At 44.8% G+C, this 16154-nt stretch carries 19 protein-coding genes; 9 read left to right on the top strand and 10 right to left on the bottom strand.

Going from position 1 to position 16154, the window contains the following annotated elements; all coding sequences use genetic code 11:
- Window positions 1–32 precede the first annotated feature (32 nt).
- Window positions 33–392 (bottom strand): transcriptional regulator, encoded by a 360-nt coding sequence (locus ACBZ72_05620; GenBank protein ID XES78353.1) that lies wholly within the window; start codon window positions 390–392, stop codon window positions 33–35.
- 117 nt (window positions 393–509) lie between these two features.
- A complete protein-coding gene (locus ACBZ72_05615; protein ID XES78352.1) occupies window positions 510–1214 on the bottom strand; it encodes a hypothetical protein in 705 nt (234 codons plus the stop codon).
- Between the two features lie 371 nt (window positions 1215–1585).
- Here ACBZ72_05615 and ACBZ72_05610 point away from each other — a divergent pair, with 371 nt between their 5' ends.
- The 3 genes from ACBZ72_05610 to ACBZ72_05600 all read left to right on the top strand — a co-directional run bounded on the left by ACBZ72_05610 (window position 1586) and on the right by ACBZ72_05600 (window position 5702).
- On the top strand, window positions 1586–2725 hold the full coding sequence (locus ACBZ72_05610; protein ID XES78351.1) for a carbohydrate binding domain-containing protein: 1140 nt from the start codon (window positions 1586–1588) through the stop codon (window positions 2723–2725).
- Window positions 2726–2970: 245 nt separating this feature from the next.
- Window positions 2971–5079, top strand: coding sequence for a hypothetical protein (locus tag ACBZ72_05605; GenBank protein XES78350.1), 2109 nt, complete (start codon window positions 2971–2973; stop codon window positions 5077–5079).
- Window positions 5080–5240: 161 nt separating this feature from the next.
- Complete coding sequence (locus ACBZ72_05600) at window positions 5241–5702, top strand: hypothetical protein (GenBank protein ID XES78349.1); 462 nt, start codon at window positions 5241–5243, stop codon at window positions 5700–5702.
- A gap of 201 nt (window positions 5703–5903) precedes the next feature.
- Here ACBZ72_05600 and ACBZ72_05595 read toward each other — a convergent pair whose 3' ends face one another.
- From ACBZ72_05595 to ACBZ72_05585, 3 genes are all read right to left on the bottom strand, one after another.
- Window positions 5904–6137 (bottom strand): NifU family protein, encoded by a 234-nt coding sequence (locus ACBZ72_05595; protein XES78348.1) that lies wholly within the window; start codon window positions 6135–6137, stop codon window positions 5904–5906.
- 434 nt (window positions 6138–6571) lie between these two features.
- Entirely contained in the window at window positions 6572–6835 is a 264-nt protein-coding gene (locus tag ACBZ72_05590; protein ID XES78347.1) for a hypothetical protein, read from the bottom strand.
- A 17-nt stretch (window positions 6836–6852) separates the two neighbouring features.
- Window positions 6853–7794 (bottom strand): TIGR00269 family protein, encoded by a 942-nt coding sequence (locus tag ACBZ72_05585; GenBank protein XES78346.1) that lies wholly within the window; start codon window positions 7792–7794, stop codon window positions 6853–6855.
- An 82-nt stretch (window positions 7795–7876) separates the two neighbouring features.
- Here ACBZ72_05585 and ACBZ72_05580 point away from each other — a divergent pair, with 82 nt between their 5' ends.
- Window positions 7877–8587 (top strand): nucleotidyltransferase domain-containing protein, encoded by a 711-nt coding sequence (locus ACBZ72_05580; GenBank protein ID XES78345.1) that lies wholly within the window; start codon window positions 7877–7879, stop codon window positions 8585–8587.
- Window positions 8588–8606: 19 nt separating this feature from the next.
- Here the strand turns inward: ACBZ72_05580 and ACBZ72_05575 are convergent, their stop codons facing one another.
- Both ACBZ72_05575 and ACBZ72_05570 read right to left on the bottom strand, forming a co-directional pair.
- Entirely contained in the window at window positions 8607–9194 is a 588-nt protein-coding gene (locus ACBZ72_05575; protein XES78344.1) for a TATA-box-binding protein, read from the bottom strand.
- Window positions 9195–9296: 102 nt separating this feature from the next.
- Window positions 9297–10376, bottom strand: coding sequence for an mRNA surveillance protein pelota (locus ACBZ72_05570; GenBank protein XES78343.1), 1080 nt, complete (start codon window positions 10374–10376; stop codon window positions 9297–9299).
- A gap of 473 nt (window positions 10377–10849) precedes the next feature.
- Between ACBZ72_05570 and ACBZ72_05565 the strand changes: the two genes are divergently transcribed.
- A complete protein-coding gene (locus ACBZ72_05565; GenBank protein ID XES78342.1) occupies window positions 10850–11347 on the top strand; it encodes an Lrp/AsnC family transcriptional regulator in 498 nt (165 codons plus the stop codon).
- 4 nt (window positions 11348–11351) lie between these two features.
- Here ACBZ72_05565 and ACBZ72_05560 read toward each other — a convergent pair whose 3' ends face one another.
- Together ACBZ72_05560 and ACBZ72_05555 are read right to left on the bottom strand one after the other, a co-directional pair.
- Window positions 11352–11750, bottom strand: a complete 399-nt coding sequence (locus ACBZ72_05560; GenBank protein XES78341.1) for a hypothetical protein — start codon at window positions 11748–11750, stop codon at window positions 11352–11354.
- A 307-nt stretch (window positions 11751–12057) separates the two neighbouring features.
- Entirely contained in the window at window positions 12058–12444 is a 387-nt protein-coding gene (locus ACBZ72_05555) for a hypothetical protein (GenBank protein XES78340.1), read from the bottom strand.
- 155 nt (window positions 12445–12599) lie between these two features.
- Between ACBZ72_05555 and ACBZ72_05550 the strand changes: the two genes are divergently transcribed.
- On the top strand, window positions 12600–13388 hold the full coding sequence (locus tag ACBZ72_05550) for a TrmB family transcriptional regulator (protein ID XES78339.1): 789 nt from the start codon (window positions 12600–12602) through the stop codon (window positions 13386–13388).
- Here ACBZ72_05550 and ACBZ72_05545 read toward each other — a convergent pair.
- The gene (locus tag ACBZ72_05545; GenBank protein XES78338.1) at window positions 13349–13585 is read right to left on the bottom strand and encodes a zinc ribbon domain-containing protein; all 237 of its coding nucleotides are present in this window, start codon (window positions 13583–13585) and stop codon (window positions 13349–13351) included. The two genes, ACBZ72_05550 and ACBZ72_05545, sit on opposite strands and share 40 nt — an antisense overlap.
- Window positions 13586–13696: 111 nt before the next feature.
- Between ACBZ72_05545 and ACBZ72_05540 the strand changes: the two genes are divergently transcribed.
- From ACBZ72_05540 to ACBZ72_05530, 3 genes are all read left to right on the top strand, one after another.
- The gene (locus tag ACBZ72_05540) at window positions 13697–14473 is read left to right on the top strand and encodes a PAC2 family protein (protein ID XES78337.1); all 777 of its coding nucleotides are present in this window, start codon (window positions 13697–13699) and stop codon (window positions 14471–14473) included.
- A 13-nt stretch (window positions 14474–14486) separates the two neighbouring features.
- Window positions 14487–15176 (top strand): PAC2 family protein, encoded by a 690-nt coding sequence (locus tag ACBZ72_05535; GenBank protein ID XES78336.1) that lies wholly within the window; start codon window positions 14487–14489, stop codon window positions 15174–15176.
- Window positions 15177–15243: 67 nt separating this feature from the next.
- A complete protein-coding gene (locus ACBZ72_05530) occupies window positions 15244–16041 on the top strand; it encodes a TIR domain-containing protein (protein ID XES78335.1) in 798 nt (265 codons plus the stop codon).
- Window positions 16042–16154 lie beyond the last annotated feature (113 nt).

Here is a 16154-nt window from a genome sequence, read left to right as displayed (position 1 = left end):
AACGCCTTCAGAGCGCATCGTAAGCGTATACCTCAAATTACATAATCTTCAAGGGTTTGAGAGGCAGGCAATTTTTTTTCTTTACACGAAACCTCTAAACAAAACCTACACACATCCAGCGAAACTTCCTCCCAAGTAATTTGTTTTTTGGCGAGTTTAATGGCTGTTTCTTTAGCGACGGCTTCAATTTTTTGTTGCACTCTACCGAATTGTTGGGCGCCTTTGAAGGCACGTTTGGAGTTGATGTATTGGCTTATAGCTGCTTGGGTAGTTCCTAAAACTTTGGCGGCTTCCATTTGCGTCATGTTGTGGGTATTTACTAACTCTTTTGCGACAAGTGAACGGAACACCGGTAAAACATATTTACCTACAGTTTCGCATCGAGCCTTCATTTTCCTTCTGAACACTATAACCTGCTTATCACTATAAATTAGTTACACTAACCCTCTTTTGGCAACCCGAACTGGAGCAAACCTGAAAAGAAAAACTTGCAATAGACAAAATATAGCCTATGCAAAAGCAACGTTTCGAGAAGAAACCTCAGGTTCATCTTTTTCCTTCGGCACATCCGTCTGCATGACCGTTAATGTGCCTGATTTTCCAAGCCGCACCTGTTTTTCGCCTTTAAAAGTGGAAACCGACGCATTTGTAATTTGGATATTATCGCCGACTGTTACTGCATTTACTTGTTGGTCCCATAAACAGAGCTTAATTTTTCCCGAAGCGTCTTCAATTGTTGCGTTAGCTAAGAGTGCGTTGCTACCAAACTGCGTGTGTACCATGCGAGGTTTGTCAATCTCTACAACTTTTGCTTCCAAGTTAACCTTCTTCATGCCATGCCGCAAATCATTAATAGAGGTTGATGAAGGCTCAGTGGGATTTAATTTTGCGATTTGTTTGCGGATTTTCTCGGTGTCCATCCAGCTTTCAAAAGATATGTCTTTTTGTCTTAGAACTTCTTCAGGAGCTCTGAATTGGACAACTACGTTGTCATTTTGTTTAATCAGAAAAATCGCTTCGTGGTCCACGCTCCCTCGATATTCTACAGTTAAATCTTGAATTTTGGCTGTTTTGTTTTCTCTTGCTTTAACCAAAGTTTGAAAGAGCTCGGCTGGATAAACGCTGTACTGTACGGAAAGCGAAGCTAGATATTCACTTATCGATGTCTTCTTATGTTTCAGGTGTTTCCCCTCGTTGTTAGCCGTCAGAGTCATCTTGAAAAAAGCCCGCCGCTTGTTTCCTTTTCTTGAAGAATCCGACATTTATCTAGAATGCATTCGAGACATATTAGGTTGATGCATACGAACCCAAAAAACTCAATGTTAGTGCAAAAGATTACCCCCGCGACTCAAGGCTTCCTAGCCTGCCCTCCTCCAAGGAGAGACTCATAAAATGTCAACAGATGGAATTTGAACTAACGCTTCAAAAAAGCTAAGCCAACATATACCTTACATGCTTACCTCAAATCTTACTCAGGGGAATATTGCACAATTGGTAATATCTGCTTTTACGAGTTATTCCTTAAATTACAGTAAACGTTTTAAGTGTAACCATTCTTAGGAGAAGTGCCAAGTGTGGATTGATAATGCACAACCTAACCTTAACCAAGAAATGGATTCCTGCCATGGCAATTCTGGCTTTGGCAGTTTTATTTGTTTCCAGCACTACTCAACCAGCATTCGCATTGGACTCAGTCCTATTCGATGACCAAGGTCAAGAGTACTGGTCTGTTTACAATGGAGGTACTGGCAACCTAACAGCCACAATCACAACCGAAACATCCACCGTTTTCGCTGGGCAATCTAGCCTTAAAGGCGTTATCTCTTCTGGGCAATATGCGACAGTAGGTTTCTATCATCGGTTTAATCAAACACAAGACTTTTCAGAATACAACAGTATTTGTTTCTGGCTTCACGGTTCAAACTCGAATGCATGGATTACCTTTGCAATTCTCGATGTTAACAACAACAACATCGCTAAACTAATTGCCGATAACTTCACTGGCTGGCATTTCTTTGTCTTGGACCTCAAGAACTTTGATTTTCGTTCCTCAGACTCCTTCAATCTTTCACAGGTTAACCTGATTGAATTCGCGTTCTCATACCCAGCTCCCAATCAAGTGTATCTTGATCAATTAAGTCTCCGAAGTGATGTTCCTGAAGAAACAGCTGCAACTTCCCCGTCCCCCTCTCCAACATCAACACCTACACCAACACCATCCGCAACTCCAAGCATAAGTCCTTCAACCACACCAACGTCTACACCCTCTCCAACTCCTACTTCAACTCCTACTTCAACACCAACTCCAACATCAACCCCCACAACCCCAATTTACACTCCCACGCCATCTCCCAGTGAAGAGCCAACAAACGAGCCAGTAATAATACATGTAACTAACGGTACCACTCCCTTGACTAGTGGCGTTGTGCATATAGAGTCTTTTTCCTCTCCGATTGGAGCAAATGGAGCGGCAATCTTTAACGGCATCACGGTAGGCAATTCTTATCATCTATGGATTGCTGTGGATGACACAACCGTTTACGATAATGCATCTTTTCCCATTGTTGGCGGCAATTCCTTTAATGTGAACATTGGTGAAGCATCAGATGTACCCATACAAGACGATTCGTCAAACCTTTGGGAGTACGCTTGGATAATTGCAGTCATTATTGTAGTGGTGATAGTGTTGGTTGCCATTGCCGTCCTCTGGCAGAAACGAAAATAACAAAGTAACCTGCTGTTTTTTCTTTTTTCTCCTTAGTTTTTACATAGTATCAGACGAAATTATTGCGTCTTTACCTTTCATGGATTAGCTGAATCATTCGAAGTGTTAAAAAATGCATGTGTCTGTTTTATTGGCATTCACGTGTGTGGTCTATACTGTTTTTTGAAGCTTTTTCATGCATAACTTTTTACGATTACAAAAATCTTATAAACTGATTTGCCGCTACATAGCGAGAGGAGAAAGGATTGAAAAAATCATTTGCCATAATATCTATATTAGTGCTTGTAATTGGCACATTTGCCGCTCTAAACTTCGCCCACGCAGACCCACATCCCACTACAGGCGGTCCTGATTCTTTCGGCTACACATACATAGACAGCAACGACATCAACGGGCCAACATACAACTGGATTGACATAACCCAAACTGGCACTCAAATCTTATTCGGTACCGACGATTCATATGTCGCAAATGTTCCCTTAGGCTTCTTCTTCAACTACTACGGCACTGATTACAGCCAAATTACAATCGGAAACAACGGGTTACTATTCTCGACCTTCGGGTCAAGTCAATACGTAAACCAACCCCTAACTCAGACACCCAACCTTCACGGTTTTCTCGCACCCTACTGGGACGACCTAGTTACATGGACAAGCGGCGCAGCAATATACTACCAAACGATAGGAACAGCACCAAACAGGATTTTCGTAGCAGAATGGTATAACAACGGTCACTACCACACTTCATCAAGTGGAGTTACTTTTGAAGCCCTACTTTATGAAGGCTCAAACAGCATTATCTTCCAATACAATGACTTAGACTTTGGTGGCGTTTCTGGATCAACATCGTCAGATCTTGGGCCGTACAACAACGGCGGGTCAGCCACAGTCGGAATTGAAGACCCCATGGGAACCGTGGGGCTACAGTATTCCTACAACCAGCAAGTTATTAATCCTGGCTTGGCAATTTTGTTCAAATTCCCCGTTTTCAGCGGAGCAAACCTTTACTTGTCAATGAATGGTCCCGCATCAATGGATCAAGGGCACCTTGCCACATACACCATCTTCTACAACAACTATGGAAGTGTCCCCGCAGCAAACGTTGAATTACAAGCAACCCTGCCTGCTGGAGTTGAATTCCAATCGGCATCAGACGGAGGAGTCTTGGCTGGATCAACAGTAACCTGGAATCTTGGGAGCGTTCCCGCATTTCCTAATGGTCACGGAAGTGTGACGGTAACTGTACGTATTCCTGACACCACCCCAGTGGGCACGGTGTTAACTACTTCTGCAGCAATCAGTTCAACCACAATCGAAACCCGACTTGACGACAACGAATTCTCCGTCCAAACAGCCGTTACAGGTTCATCCTTGCCGCCCAACGTAGACGTTGGACCCCTAACAGGAAACACGGGACCAACACCAACAGTGTACTGGGGAACCCCAATCACCTTTACGTATGTTGATGCTGCTGCGGTTAGTGTGGATATCACGATTCATGTGAATGATGGTGGAGCGGACATTACGGGTTCTATGGCGGGTCCTGCGCCTACGTGGACTTACACCACTACCTTTTATCCGCGTCATGGTCAAGCTACCGTAACCTATACGCCTCACTACCCCAGTGGCACAACTAATACGGTGCAGTTTGGCATGTACATTGACCCCGCAGGCTACGTCTACGACGTCACCACCAACAACCGCATCCAAGGCGCCACCGTCTGGCTACAATGGTACAACGCAGTTGCCGGCGAATGGGAAAACGTGCCCACCGGCCAAACACCCGAAATTATGCAGCCCGACGTGAACCCGCAAATCACCGACGTAAACGGCCAGTACCAGTGGGACACCTTGGCAGGTTCTTACCGCGTACACGTGGAGGCACCGGGATACTACTCCGCTGACAGCATTGTGGTTACGGTTCCGCCGCCGGTCTTTGATCTTAATGTTGGTTTGACGCCTTTGCCTGTCACTTATGCTACTTCGGCTTCTGTTTGGACCACTAATGATGCGGGTGTTGAGCTTAGCGAGTTTAGTTTGGGTCAGACCGTCTTTATTCATTGGCATCCTAGCCCAGAACACACGGTTGTGGATATTCAGGTGCAGGATCAGGATGGCAACGTCGTGTTTGGTCCAGCGCTTACTCTTGCCCAAGCAGACTCACCCGTAAGCTTCACGCCGCCCTTTGCAGGGTACTTTACCGTGCTGGTTAACGGGTCACCGGCGTTTCACATCGCCGTTTCAACCCTGTTTGTGGTCCCCGAAAGCGCACTAGGCACCCTAATGGCCACCATCGCATGCCTCGCAGCCGCAGTCACCCTCCACAGCAACAAACACAAACACAAAAAACCCTAAACACCACCCAACCTTTTCCTTTATTTTTTATGTAGTTTTTTTCTAGATGTGAATTTGCATTATTGATTACTTGACTAGAAAACTGTCTTTGCTTTTCCATTAAGTTTTATAAGCAACGGTAGACAACATAGACTACCGTAAACTAAAAAGGAGAATGGAGGATGCAAGTTAAAAAAATAGCAGTATTGACTATTATCTGTACTCTAGCTCTCGCAGCAGCCGCAAGTATGGCTTTTGCAGCACCAATCGAGGCTCAAACCGCTTCAGTTATAACGCAAGATGCAGCCGGCGTACCCAAGAACCAATTTAATCATGGCGAAACAGTGTATGTAAAGCTTGTTTCAACAGCACCCGACGGTTCCGTAGCTGACATTACAATTCTTGACTCTGATGGCAACGTAGTTGCAGGGCCATGGATGGCGCAATCCGCAGGTTCAATTAACTCATTTGTACCACCAACATCTGGATACTACTTCGTGAACGTTAATGGGCAACCAGTTTTCACAATCGCGGTTGCAACCTTGTTCGTCTTGCCTGAGAGTGTGTTCGGAACATTAGCAGCAGTTGGCGCAGCATTTGCAGCTTTCGGTACAATCGCAATAGTCAAAAAGAAACAAAAGTAAAAAATCAACAAAACACATCTTTCACCACTTTTTCTTTTTTAATAATCATAATTCTATTTTAATCCGCTTTGTTTTTAATCTGTAAAAGCGTATTTTCGTTTTGTCCCCAGTTTTTGGGAGTAACTACTGAACGAAAAACCCGGATTTTGGCAGTTTTAATGAAAAAAAGATGAAAAGCTTTTGTTGGTCTTTCTGTGTGGTTTATTGAACGTTTTCGACTCTTTCGACTTCGGGCACTTCCTTTTTAAGGAACGCTTCGATGCCCTGCTTAAGTGTCATCATAGACATAGGACAACCTGCGCAGTGACCTTGAAGTCGAACTTTAACTACGCCGTCTTCAAAAGCTATGAACTCTACGTCGCCGCCGTCTGCTTGCAACTGAGGCCTAATTAGGTCCAATGCACTTTGAACTCTTTTTTCTACAGATTCACTCATTTTTAACACTTCACATGAAGGAAAGCTCCTCTTGAAAGGTCGCTGTAATCTTAAAAGCATTCCGCTTTAACCCGACAAATTATGCCATTCATGCAACAGCAGATGTGGCTTGCCTAAACAATAATCGGTACACGGCAAAAGCATAGCAGCTCATCAGACGGCATAATCAAAAGTAGTTAGAACTGAGAACGACTGTTAACTTTGTTGTGCATTCGTTATGTTGTCTACTTGATAGTGAGTTTTCTTTCATAGTCTCGGCTTCATTTGTGGGTGGGTGGCGTGAGTTTAGGGTTACCGTTTACGGGAAGATTGCTGTTTCTTGCTGTTGGTGTGGTAGGTGGGCTACGTTTTGATAGACCTCTACCCCTCTATAGGTTCTGCATACAATTGCTAATAGCATCCAAATAGAAGCCAAATAGTTACCCTGAAAACAATTACCCCTCTAAAGCAAGAGAAAAAATAGTCCAACCACCCGGTCGATTTGCCCGTCTGAGTTTAGAAAACCCAACCGCCGTCCAGTTTGCTTTTTCTCCCTCGGCAGGTTTGAACGAGAAGTAAATTTGTTTTTGTTTGTTTCTCGTGAAACTGCCACTTCTGTCCGTAACGAAGCTGTCCATTATTTCAAAGGCAATCGTTTTGTTCAGGCTTATTTGGTGGTGGCTGTTATTGTTTTTAAATTTAATTCGTCCCAATCCCATCTGGCCGTTCGTTTAATTCAGCGAATTTGTTTAAGTAGTTGGCATGCCATGCACACTTCACCCGTTGCAGGTTCGCCACATTCACGGCACTCCTTAAACTCCCCTTTCTGTGCTATTTCCTGCATTGCTGGTCGCAGCTTCTCCATCGACTTGAAAACGGTATGTTTGGTTCCCGCATGGCGTTCCTCCATCCGGTTCAGCAAGGCACGGATATCATTGCGCATTGCTTCCCCCGCGTAAGGGCATGGTGTGCTCTGAAAACTTATGCCCCTCACATAGGCATACAAAGCGCTTTCACGTTCAGGAATTTCACAAAGTGGCTTCACCTTCTGAACCAGCCTTGGATGCACTTTGTTAGTTACTGGTTTTTCAGCCGCAATTTTAGGAATATCACCATGAAAAATGTTTAGCAAGCTGGTTTGCACCTCATCGTCCAACGTGTGACCCGTTGCGATTTTGTTTGCTTTAACCTCCAAAGCGGCTAAGTTGAGTGCTTTTCGTCTTAACACGCCACAGAACGCACAGGGAGTCAAAGCGTTCCCCCGTTCTCGGGTTCGCGTGACAATTTCATCCAACGTGAACCCATAAAGTTCCTTGAAGCTAACGGTGTGATTTTGGATGCCCAGTTTTTCACAGGTTTGCGCCGCAATTTCCATAGCTTCATCCCTGTAACCCTTAATGCCCTCGTCCACCGTTATCGCCACCAATGTGGCGCGGGGATATTTTCGCTCCATTTTTGCCAGAATCTCCAACAGGGTCAGGCTATCTTTGCCACCGGAAACTGCAACTGCAACATGGTCATTATATTCGAGCATGCGGTAACGAACGATTGTTGCACGAACTTTGTCTTCAATGGATTCGCCAAAGCAGTGTTTGCATAGACGTTCCCCACTATAAGGTCTGCTGTAGAAGGGTAGTCGGCGTTTGCATGTGCTGCATTTGGTTGTTTGTTTGCTCATTTATGTTTCACGGTGAACAATTCTTGATTGGCAAACGTCTAATAAACTATTCAGCTAATTTTCTTCCATAGAGACGGTAAATGTGAATGAGAAACCCAAACAGCGTCCAGAAACTCGGCAAGTCACTTACAGCAATGAGCATTGGAGTCTGCTGGGACAGTTTAGGCAAAAAGCACAAGACTTAATTTATGTGCTGGAGCAGAGACACATCCAAGCCATAGTACACGGGAGCATTGCTCGCGGAGACATAACCAAAGACAGCGACATAGATGTTTTCCTCCCCAATCCGCCCAGCAGTTTCCTGCTTGAAACGGTACTGGAACAAGCAAACGTTCCCATTATAAGCCGATGTGTAATTCAAGCTACCCCTGCATACTCCATGAAAGCCTACCTTGAACTTGACCCTTCAACAACTATCTCTTTTCCTTTGATGGCTATGCGCAGAAGGGAGCGTGAATTTTTTAGGTTTAGTGGTGAAGTGACGCTCAATCAGCTTAAAGCAGGGGTTCGGGTGTTAGGTGTGGATAAACGGCTCATTCTTATTGAGCCCTCAAAGGGGGGTCACACTGAAACAAGCATAGTTGGACAAGAAGATTATGCGGCTAAACTGCTGGGTGTAGCTGTTGAAACAGTGATGGATCGAGTGCATGCGCTTACAAAGCGAGATGTCGTTGGAAGAACGGGCGTGTTTATCAAGAGAGAGTTGGCGCCTGAAGAAACATTCGAGTTGGTTCTGAAACGGTTTGAGGATGAAAACCCTGCTGTACGACGCAGACTAAAAAGCGCACAATAGAAAAGGGCGATGTTGTTGTTTATGGCGGGATGGCTGCGCCTTCCACGTCAGGGTAGAAGATAAGGTCCTTCTCTTCAAGTATTTTTTGGATTTTGTCTACCGCCGCGTAGACTTGCTCTTCCTTCTTGGCGCCCACGCAAACAAGCTTTCCAGCGCTGAAAATCAGGAAAACTACTTTTGGTTCGTCCATTCGGTAAACGGCTCCCGGAAACTGCTCAGGCTCATACATGACTCTGCCCAGCTTGTAGACGAGACTTTCCAGGTCGATTTCGCCGCCTAACTCGGCTGATGCTACAATGTTTTGGATGTTGACGATGGGTTTTTCAGTTATCTGGATTCCTTGTCCTCTGAGTTCCTTCACAACTTTTTCTACGGCGGCACGAGATTCCTTCTCGGATTTGGCGCCTGTGCAGACCATCTTGCCCGTACCGAAAATCAACGTCGCCGTTTTGGGTTTCTTAAGCCTGAAAACCAAGCCGGGGAATACGCTGGGGTTGTATTCGGTTTGGGGGAATTTTTCCACGATTTTTTGGAGGTCGATCTTCTGGTTTAAAGAAACTGAAGCGACAATATTTTGAATCGAGATTTTCGGTTGTCGTTTGGTCATTGCTGAATCCCGTGTCACCTTAATTTATATACCTACGGGTATATAACACCATGCCTTTATAAGCACTTGCACTCCGCATATTGGACAAATTTTCATGTTGCCTTATCCTTGGTAAAGCGGAAATCTTAGAAGAGCTGCTATTCCGCCCAAAGCCAAAAGCTTTGACCCCGCTTCATGTTCGGTGCTTACGACGGTTACGCTTCCAGCGCGGTGATCTACTTCCCGCATTATCTTCTCTATTTGCAGTCTCTGTTCATCTTCTGACTCACGCAGCAAAGTATCAGCTAAAATCAGCTTCTCAATAGCCCCCAGTTGTGCTGCCTTTTCCACATCGCTTAATCCATAGGTTACTGTGCTATCTCCTTTGCCCAGACGTTTCATGGCTTCCTCCATCACTTCCGTTTCCTCCAGTACCCGCATCGCATGAGCCGCTTTAAGGAGGACACCGGACCGTAGCGCTTCATATATGCCAGCGATTCCGCCGTTGTTTACGCTCTTTATGTCAGCTAAAGATTTGGCGGTTTCTCTTGCGTTATCTTTGAGGTAAGCTGCAAAGTCGTTTTTTATGAATCCAACACCAACGATTACGATTGGGTTATGGTTTTGGCTCCAAAACTGGTCGAGGCTGTTTAATACCCGTTTATAATACTCGTTTGTGGCGCCTTGACGTTTTTCTGCTTCATATTTTCCGGGAAGCTTCACACGCTCCTCAGCTTTCACTTCAATTCCGTACTGACGTGTTTCTGCTATTGCGTAGCCTTCGTCATCTATAGCGACAATAAGCATTGGTTTTTCAGTTTCGCTTGCCCGTTTTAGTCTATCCAATGTATGTTTTTCCCATGCTTTTTTCACAATCGTTATGGGGTGGTTTAGTGAAACGCTTATCGTGTGGTGCGCTCCAGTGGGGATAATGTCGGGCGCATGGATTATGATGCCGTGGACGCGTAGTTTCCCCAGAAATTTGTCCCATGCTACAGATTCCACTTTTACTCCCATAAACGCAGAAACTCTCTCAGCGCTTTTGGGGCGGCTGGCTTCCGTGTCAGTTTTTATAGCGCGGCTTGTGTAAGCGTAGACTTCATCACCCTTGTAGATGACATTGTACAGATGCCAAAAGTCATCTTGGCTGTCAGGCACGACTTTGACGAAGCCTTGGCGTAAGTTTGTTTCGATAATTTTCACAGCTTTACATCTCGGCGGATATGTGATGTTGTTTGAGGTAGAAATATGCTGTGGAGCCAGAGACAGTTTAAACCCGCCCCTGCGGCTTTATAGCCCTATATAGTATATTGGTGCAACTCTTAACTGCTTTGACTGTTCTATTTAGAATTGCAGCCTAAAGTGCCACGTCGGGAGGAAAAGCTTTGGCGGACCACAGCATGAACAAGGTGTCGAGTCTCTCTCCGATTGCCTTTTTTTCCTTCTTGCGCCTTGTCTGTAGGTGGATTCGCCCAAAGCATAATTCTTTAATCGGTATACGCGGTTTTCTATGAAAGTCAACACTTTTTTGTAAATAGCATGATGGTGTGGGTGTTTTTTTTAAGCTTTATTTTTCCAAACTGTGCAAGTTTTTTCTTGAAACGTAGTTTTTTGAAGTTTTTTAAGCTTTGTTTTTCACTAAAATTTTTTATACTAATCGTTGTGTATGTTTGTGTATGCCTCTGGATGAACTCGACAGGCAACTGCTCAAGCAGCTCAGTTCTGGGATAAACTCCTATGAAGAGTTAGCACGTATATGTGGCGTAACCCGAAACACCGTCTATCGAAGAATAGCCGCACTCGAAAACAGTGGCATAATAAAAAACACCATCCGCTGCTCCATCAACTTAGAAAAACTTGGGATTGTACCAATATGCATGGGCTTAAGAATCTCTCAGCGCGAAATGGACCGCGCATTCAACTTGCTTTCTAAACATAAAAAAATTCGGCTTCTCTGGCGTAGCTATGGTGACCACAACCTAGAACTCGTCGCTTTAGTGAAGAAAGGAGACGAAGGCGAAACAATCCACAGCATAAAAGCCATCCTTGAATGCTTTGAAATAAAACATCTCGATGTCTCCGTGGGTTTCATTTGGGAAAAATCCGATTTTGAATCCTTTGAAGGACCCGCCGAAGTTGAAGACGAAGTTAGCAACCTACTCGAAAAACATTGACTCTTCATCTGGGTTTAGTGCGTATCTGCTTTAAATCAACCAGGATGTAGTAGCGGAGCCCCTCGTTTTGTGCAAGTTTTTCAATCACGTCCTCAAATAAATCGGGGTAAGTTTCCAACCACAGCTTGTACGACGCTCGTATTGTCACGTCAGTAGTGCCCAATTTATCAGCAAGTTCCCGCTGCTTCTTAACCGCGTCGTACCGAAAACCCAGAATGTAAAATAAGCCTCCAACGATGCATTTGGCGCTTTTCCCGTTAAAAAATATGAACTTTCGTTTGTATGCTTGACTTATGATTTGGTCTGCTTCTTGAGCAATTTTGTCGCTGATTATTTTGTTTGTCCAGATTCTGTGTGCGGCAATTGAAACTTCTTCAAAAGGTATGCGTTTTAGTATGCTCATCTTTTTCACCGTAATTTTGCTCAAAAGTAAGAAAGATTTTAACGTGGTTATCCTTAACGCGTGGTGAAAAAGTTGCATTTTTAACCCTTTTTTTACACGAAAATATACACATACTGGTGAGGGTTTGCTTTTTTCAAAAGCTACTAGTGATGATTTATAATATAGTGATTCACAAACCTCTTATACACGGCAGAATCCTTCTAATCCGGCTCATTCCCAAATTACCCCATGATTTCTGGATAGAAAGGGTAGTATTGTTTAATGATGCCAAAGTATCGGCTAATGCTGAAAGCGTTTTGGCTTCTGTTTACCGCCTTGGCATCCTTTGATTAAACAGTTGTTTTTGAAACAGAATATAGGCAGAAAATGTTAAAGCAGATGAGTTCCATGCCTTTCCTGAAGGTGATGTGCCCAAAGTTTTACAGTGAAGATTTTTCATAATGATTATTTCTAAATGCTTGGCGCCCAGTCCAAACACTTTCTCAAGGGCATCTGAAAACTCTTCAATTCGCCTAGGGATTGTGCGTCGAGGGCTTCCAAATTTGTGCTCGAGATGGTAGTATATGGCAGTTTTGGGGGATTCTCCTAAGGTGGAGAAGGCTTCGTCTATGGATTCAAGCAGCAAGTAGTCGAAATCCTCGTTTGTAGTGGTGACTTTATTGTGTGCTTTCTTGTCTGCATTATCAAGAGCCATGGATGGTGCCCATTGAGTACATGGCTGTTTTTTGTTATTAAGTATGTAGTTGGTGGGTGTTCTTCCAACAGTTGGAAGGAACATTTAATAATTATATGTCAAGACACAATACTTGCTCTTGTGGCGGGAAAATAACTCTAGGAGAAGATGTTACTTTGAGAAAGGACACTGAAGAGTATGTTGATGTGCTGGTTGACCTTGGGCTCACTCGTGCTCAAGCCCGTTCCTATCTGACGTTGCTGGAGATTGGAACAGCTTCTGCCAAGGAAATCGCTTACACCTCTAAAATTGCGCGCCCAGATACTTATCGTGCAGTTGCTGATTTGTTGGAGTTAGGTTTAACTGAAAAAATTGTTTCTGTACCCGCACGGTTTAGACCTCTGCCGATTAAAGAGGCTGTTGAAGCCTTACTTCTGAAGCGTGCAAAAGAGAACCTAAAGCTCTCCAAGAGGGCAAATCGTCTAGTTGTTGACCTGCAGCATAAACCCCTAACCAAACAGCCCTCAGAAAACAACCAGATGATTTTACTTCCTTGTGGCGAGACGTTTTACCTCAAACTTCGAAAAGCTTTAGAAAAAACGTCTAACAGCGTCTGTGCAATAATTCCACGTAAACTAGCCGCAGTTTATCTGAACAAAAATCTTGAAGTCGCTGAAAAGGCTTTATCCAGAAATGTAGCTGTGCGCCTTCTTACGGACTCTCCAACTGAGTCAGAGCTGACAGAAATTTGTGACCTACAAGTAAACCCCCTTTTTCGAATCCGATACACTGCTTGCCAGCCCGACGTTTGCTTCCTTATACTCGACGGTAAAGAAACGTTACTTCCAAAAATATCCAGTGTTGGACGTTCAAAGGCTTCAGTAATCTGGTCAAATAACTCTTGTATTACTAAATTAGCCAAAACCTACTTCGACACCATCTGGGAGGGCGCACGGTCCAGTTGATCCTGTTTTACTCCGCATTCTGGGCAGAATCGCGCTGTTTCTGGGATTTTGCTTTTGCATTTTGGGCAAATCTTTAGCACAACAGGCAGTCGAAGGGGCGTTCCGCAGAAGGGGCAGTAGTTTGAACATGTTGGTGTCTGCGTGCCGCATTTGGGGCAAGCCGTGTTTTCTGTGTAGGACGGAACGGGTACGACCACGAAAGCCGAAAGAATGCCAAGCAACCTCCACTAAAAATATTGACCTGCGGTCTTTTCTCTTTTTTGTTCTCAGCATTCAACTTTAATAGTAAGAACGTAAGTTCTTAACTTATGAACTCCGAGATAAAAATTCTCAAACCGTTTACCGCTAAGGAGTCAACCCTCATCGTTGGGTTGCCTGGTATGGCTTACATCGGAAAGCTTAGTGTTGACTATCTCATTCAGCAGCTTAAAGCCGAATCAATAGGCGAAATCTATTCCCAGCATTTTCCACCTTACGTCATCATAAAAGAAGATGGCTTAGTGGAACTTTTGCGCAACGAGTTACACAACTTCAAAACCGAAGCGGAGGACAGCCTTGTTTTCCTTTCAGGGAACTCTCAAGCTTTTTCCCCTGAAGGACAGTACGAGGTTTCAGAAGAAGTTCTGGATTGGGCAATTGAGCACGGATTAAAGCGGGTCTATTCCGTTGCCGCGTTGGTAACTGACCGGCAGTTTGATGTGCCCGACGTTTACGCAACCGCCACCTCCGCCGAGTTGCTTGAGCAAGCAAAAGCCAAAGGCGCCAAGGTTCTGGACCACGGCATTATCGGAGGCGAAAACGGCTTAATCATTGGTTTAGCCAAGAAGAAAAACGTTGAAGCGGTCTGTCTGTTAGCTGAAACTCATGGTTATCAGACTCCGACGGGTGAATACGTTATTGACCCGCGGGCTTCCAAAGCTGCCCTTAACGTGCTTACTCAGATTTTAGGAATCGAAGTGGACATGGAGCCGATGGAGAAGCAAGCCATAGAAATGGATGAAGCATTCGCCAAGATGGCTGAAATTGAACGTCGTGTGCGAGAAGAAATGACGCAGTCCGGAAAGCGCCCCAGCTACGTGACCTAATCGGGGTTTACGCATGGCAACCACCCGCGACATCTGGATAAACCGCTACGAAACCCCCACCTTAGTGGAGCCCGTGGCAGTTGTAGGTTCTCCTGGGCTACGCAGCATCGGCAAACTTGTGGTTGACAGCCTTATCGCCAAAACCAGCGCCAAACTTTGTGCAGACCTTTACTCCACACACCTTCCAGCCGTCTATCAGACTACGCCCTCGTATGCTGCTCATCCGTCACTTCCCGGCATGGGCGGAACCGTGGTTGAGGGTGGAGTAGCTGATTTTCCCAAAACTCAATTCTATGCCAGTCAAACGCCGCCGCTGCTTCTCGTGAGAGGATATCATGCAAACTTTTCTGGGCAGTACGCTGTTGCTGAAAGCATTGTGCATTATCTTAAGGATATGGGGGTTAAACGTATGATTGTGGCGGCTGGGTTTGGGACAAAAGAGAAAACGGTTGTCTGTGCCGCCAACAACCAAGCCACCCTTGATAAAATGAAAAAAGACTTCGATGTAGGTGTTGGCTATAAAGGTCCTTTCATGGGTTTCTCGGGGCTGATTTTTGGTTTCACAAAACTTGTCGATATCGACGCGGTTTGTCTTTTTGCTGGCACTGAGCCCACAGAGAACGACTTGGAGTTTCCAGACCAAGAAGCCGCTGACCGCATTGTTGAGGTGCTGGGGCGAGTTTTAAGTTTACCCAAACCCTAACCACTGTTCTCATACGTTTACGTAAACCTTTTTTTCAACGCTTCTTTTTTGTTTTGTGTGATGCGACGTGACTCCTCCTAAGTACCACATCTACCTTGAATACCAAGACGAAGAGAAATCGGGGATTCGCTTCAACCTCTCTGAAGAAGAGTTGACGCGCACGTTTGTGACGCCGTTTAACTCGAACAAGCCGTTTTGGCTAGGCGGCAGGTTGCTTAGTCCCTCAAAAGTGGCGCGGGTAGTTATCTTTTGGTCAAATGACGACTGCAGTAAACTAAGGTTGCATAGCGGCGAGTGTGTTTCAAACTGTAGTGACCGAAAAAAAGTGGTAGAAAGCGTTTGCCTTGGCGAAATCAGCGGAGTTCACTTGTGCACAGAAAAATTCCTAACCCCCCTAAAAGACGACTCGGGCGAGGCATCGATGTCTTTGACAGAAAGGCGTCAAGTTCATGTTCTACACGGAAAAGATGAACCCATGAAGCAACAAGTTGTCCAGACTTTACAGAAACTTGGGCTGGAACCCGTTGTGCTGCGTGAGCAGCCAAATCAGGGTAAAACTTTGCTAGGTGAATTTTCGGAGTACTCGGATGTGACTTTCGCGGTTGTTCTGCTTTCTCCCGAAGACCCCTCAACCGTGATGCTCAAAGTCAGCCAAAACCTAGTTCTGGAACTGGGTTTTTTTCTTGGTAAGCTGAGCAGTAAACGGGTCATGCCGCTTTTTAGAGATGTGAAAGGGTTTGTTTTACCCGAGGGCATCTTGGGCGTCACTTACACGCGGTTTGATAGGGAGGGGACTTGGCGATACAAGTTAGCCAAAGTGCTACAGAGCAATGGCTTTCAGGTTGACATCAACAAAATTGGTTAATTATAATGCAGTTATTGGTTTTCTTTGTTGAAGAAACCCTTTTAAATGTTAACCATCCACTCGAGTATAAAACAGATTGAGGGGAAATAGCATAGGGGAAAAACTTGGAGTTA

Source organism: Candidatus Bathyarchaeia archaeon (genome assembly GCA_041447175.1).
Lineage (GTDB): Archaea > Thermoproteota > Bathyarchaeia > Bathyarchaeales > Bathycorpusculaceae > JADGNF01.
This window is presented reverse-complemented; position numbering and strand designations above follow the sequence as displayed.

What these genes read in the sequence shown, in the direction of transcription:
- ACBZ72_05575 (XES78344.1), bottom strand. Translation starts at nt 9,194, where the DNA reads ATGACCAAACGACAACCGAAAATCTCGATTCAAAATATTGTCGCTTCA.
- ACBZ72_05585 (XES78346.1), bottom strand. Translation starts at nt 7,794, where the DNA reads ATGAGCAAACAAACAACCAAATGCAGCACATGCAAACGCCGACTACCC.
- ACBZ72_05535 (XES78336.1), top strand. Translation starts at nt 14,487, where the DNA reads ATGGCAACCACCCGCGACATCTGGATAAACCGCTACGAAACCCCCACC.
- ACBZ72_05600 (XES78349.1), top strand. Translation starts at nt 5,241, where the DNA reads ATGCAAGTTAAAAAAATAGCAGTATTGACTATTATCTGTACTCTAGCT.
- ACBZ72_05565 (XES78342.1), top strand. Translation starts at nt 10,850, where the DNA reads ATGCCTCTGGATGAACTCGACAGGCAACTGCTCAAGCAGCTCAGTTCT.
- ACBZ72_05555 (XES78340.1), bottom strand. Translation starts at nt 12,444, where the DNA reads ATGGCTCTTGATAATGCAGACAAGAAAGCACACAATAAAGTCACCACT.
- ACBZ72_05610 (XES78351.1), top strand. Translation starts at nt 1,586, where the DNA reads ATGCACAACCTAACCTTAACCAAGAAATGGATTCCTGCCATGGCAATT.
- ACBZ72_05590 (XES78347.1), bottom strand. Translation starts at nt 6,835, where the DNA reads ATGGGATTGGGACGAATTAAATTTAAAAACAATAACAGCCACCACCAA.
- ACBZ72_05615 (XES78352.1), bottom strand. Translation starts at nt 1,214, where the DNA reads ATGACTCTGACGGCTAACAACGAGGGGAAACACCTGAAACATAAGAAG.
- ACBZ72_05560 (XES78341.1), bottom strand. Translation starts at nt 11,750, where the DNA reads ATGAGCATACTAAAACGCATACCTTTTGAAGAAGTTTCAATTGCCGCA.
- ACBZ72_05620 (XES78353.1), bottom strand. Translation starts at nt 392, where the DNA reads ATGAAGGCTCGATGCGAAACTGTAGGTAAATATGTTTTACCGGTGTTC.
- ACBZ72_05540 (XES78337.1), top strand. Translation starts at nt 13,697, where the DNA reads ATGAACTCCGAGATAAAAATTCTCAAACCGTTTACCGCTAAGGAGTCA.
- ACBZ72_05595 (XES78348.1), bottom strand. Translation starts at nt 6,137, where the DNA reads ATGAGTGAATCTGTAGAAAAAAGAGTTCAAAGTGCATTGGACCTAATT.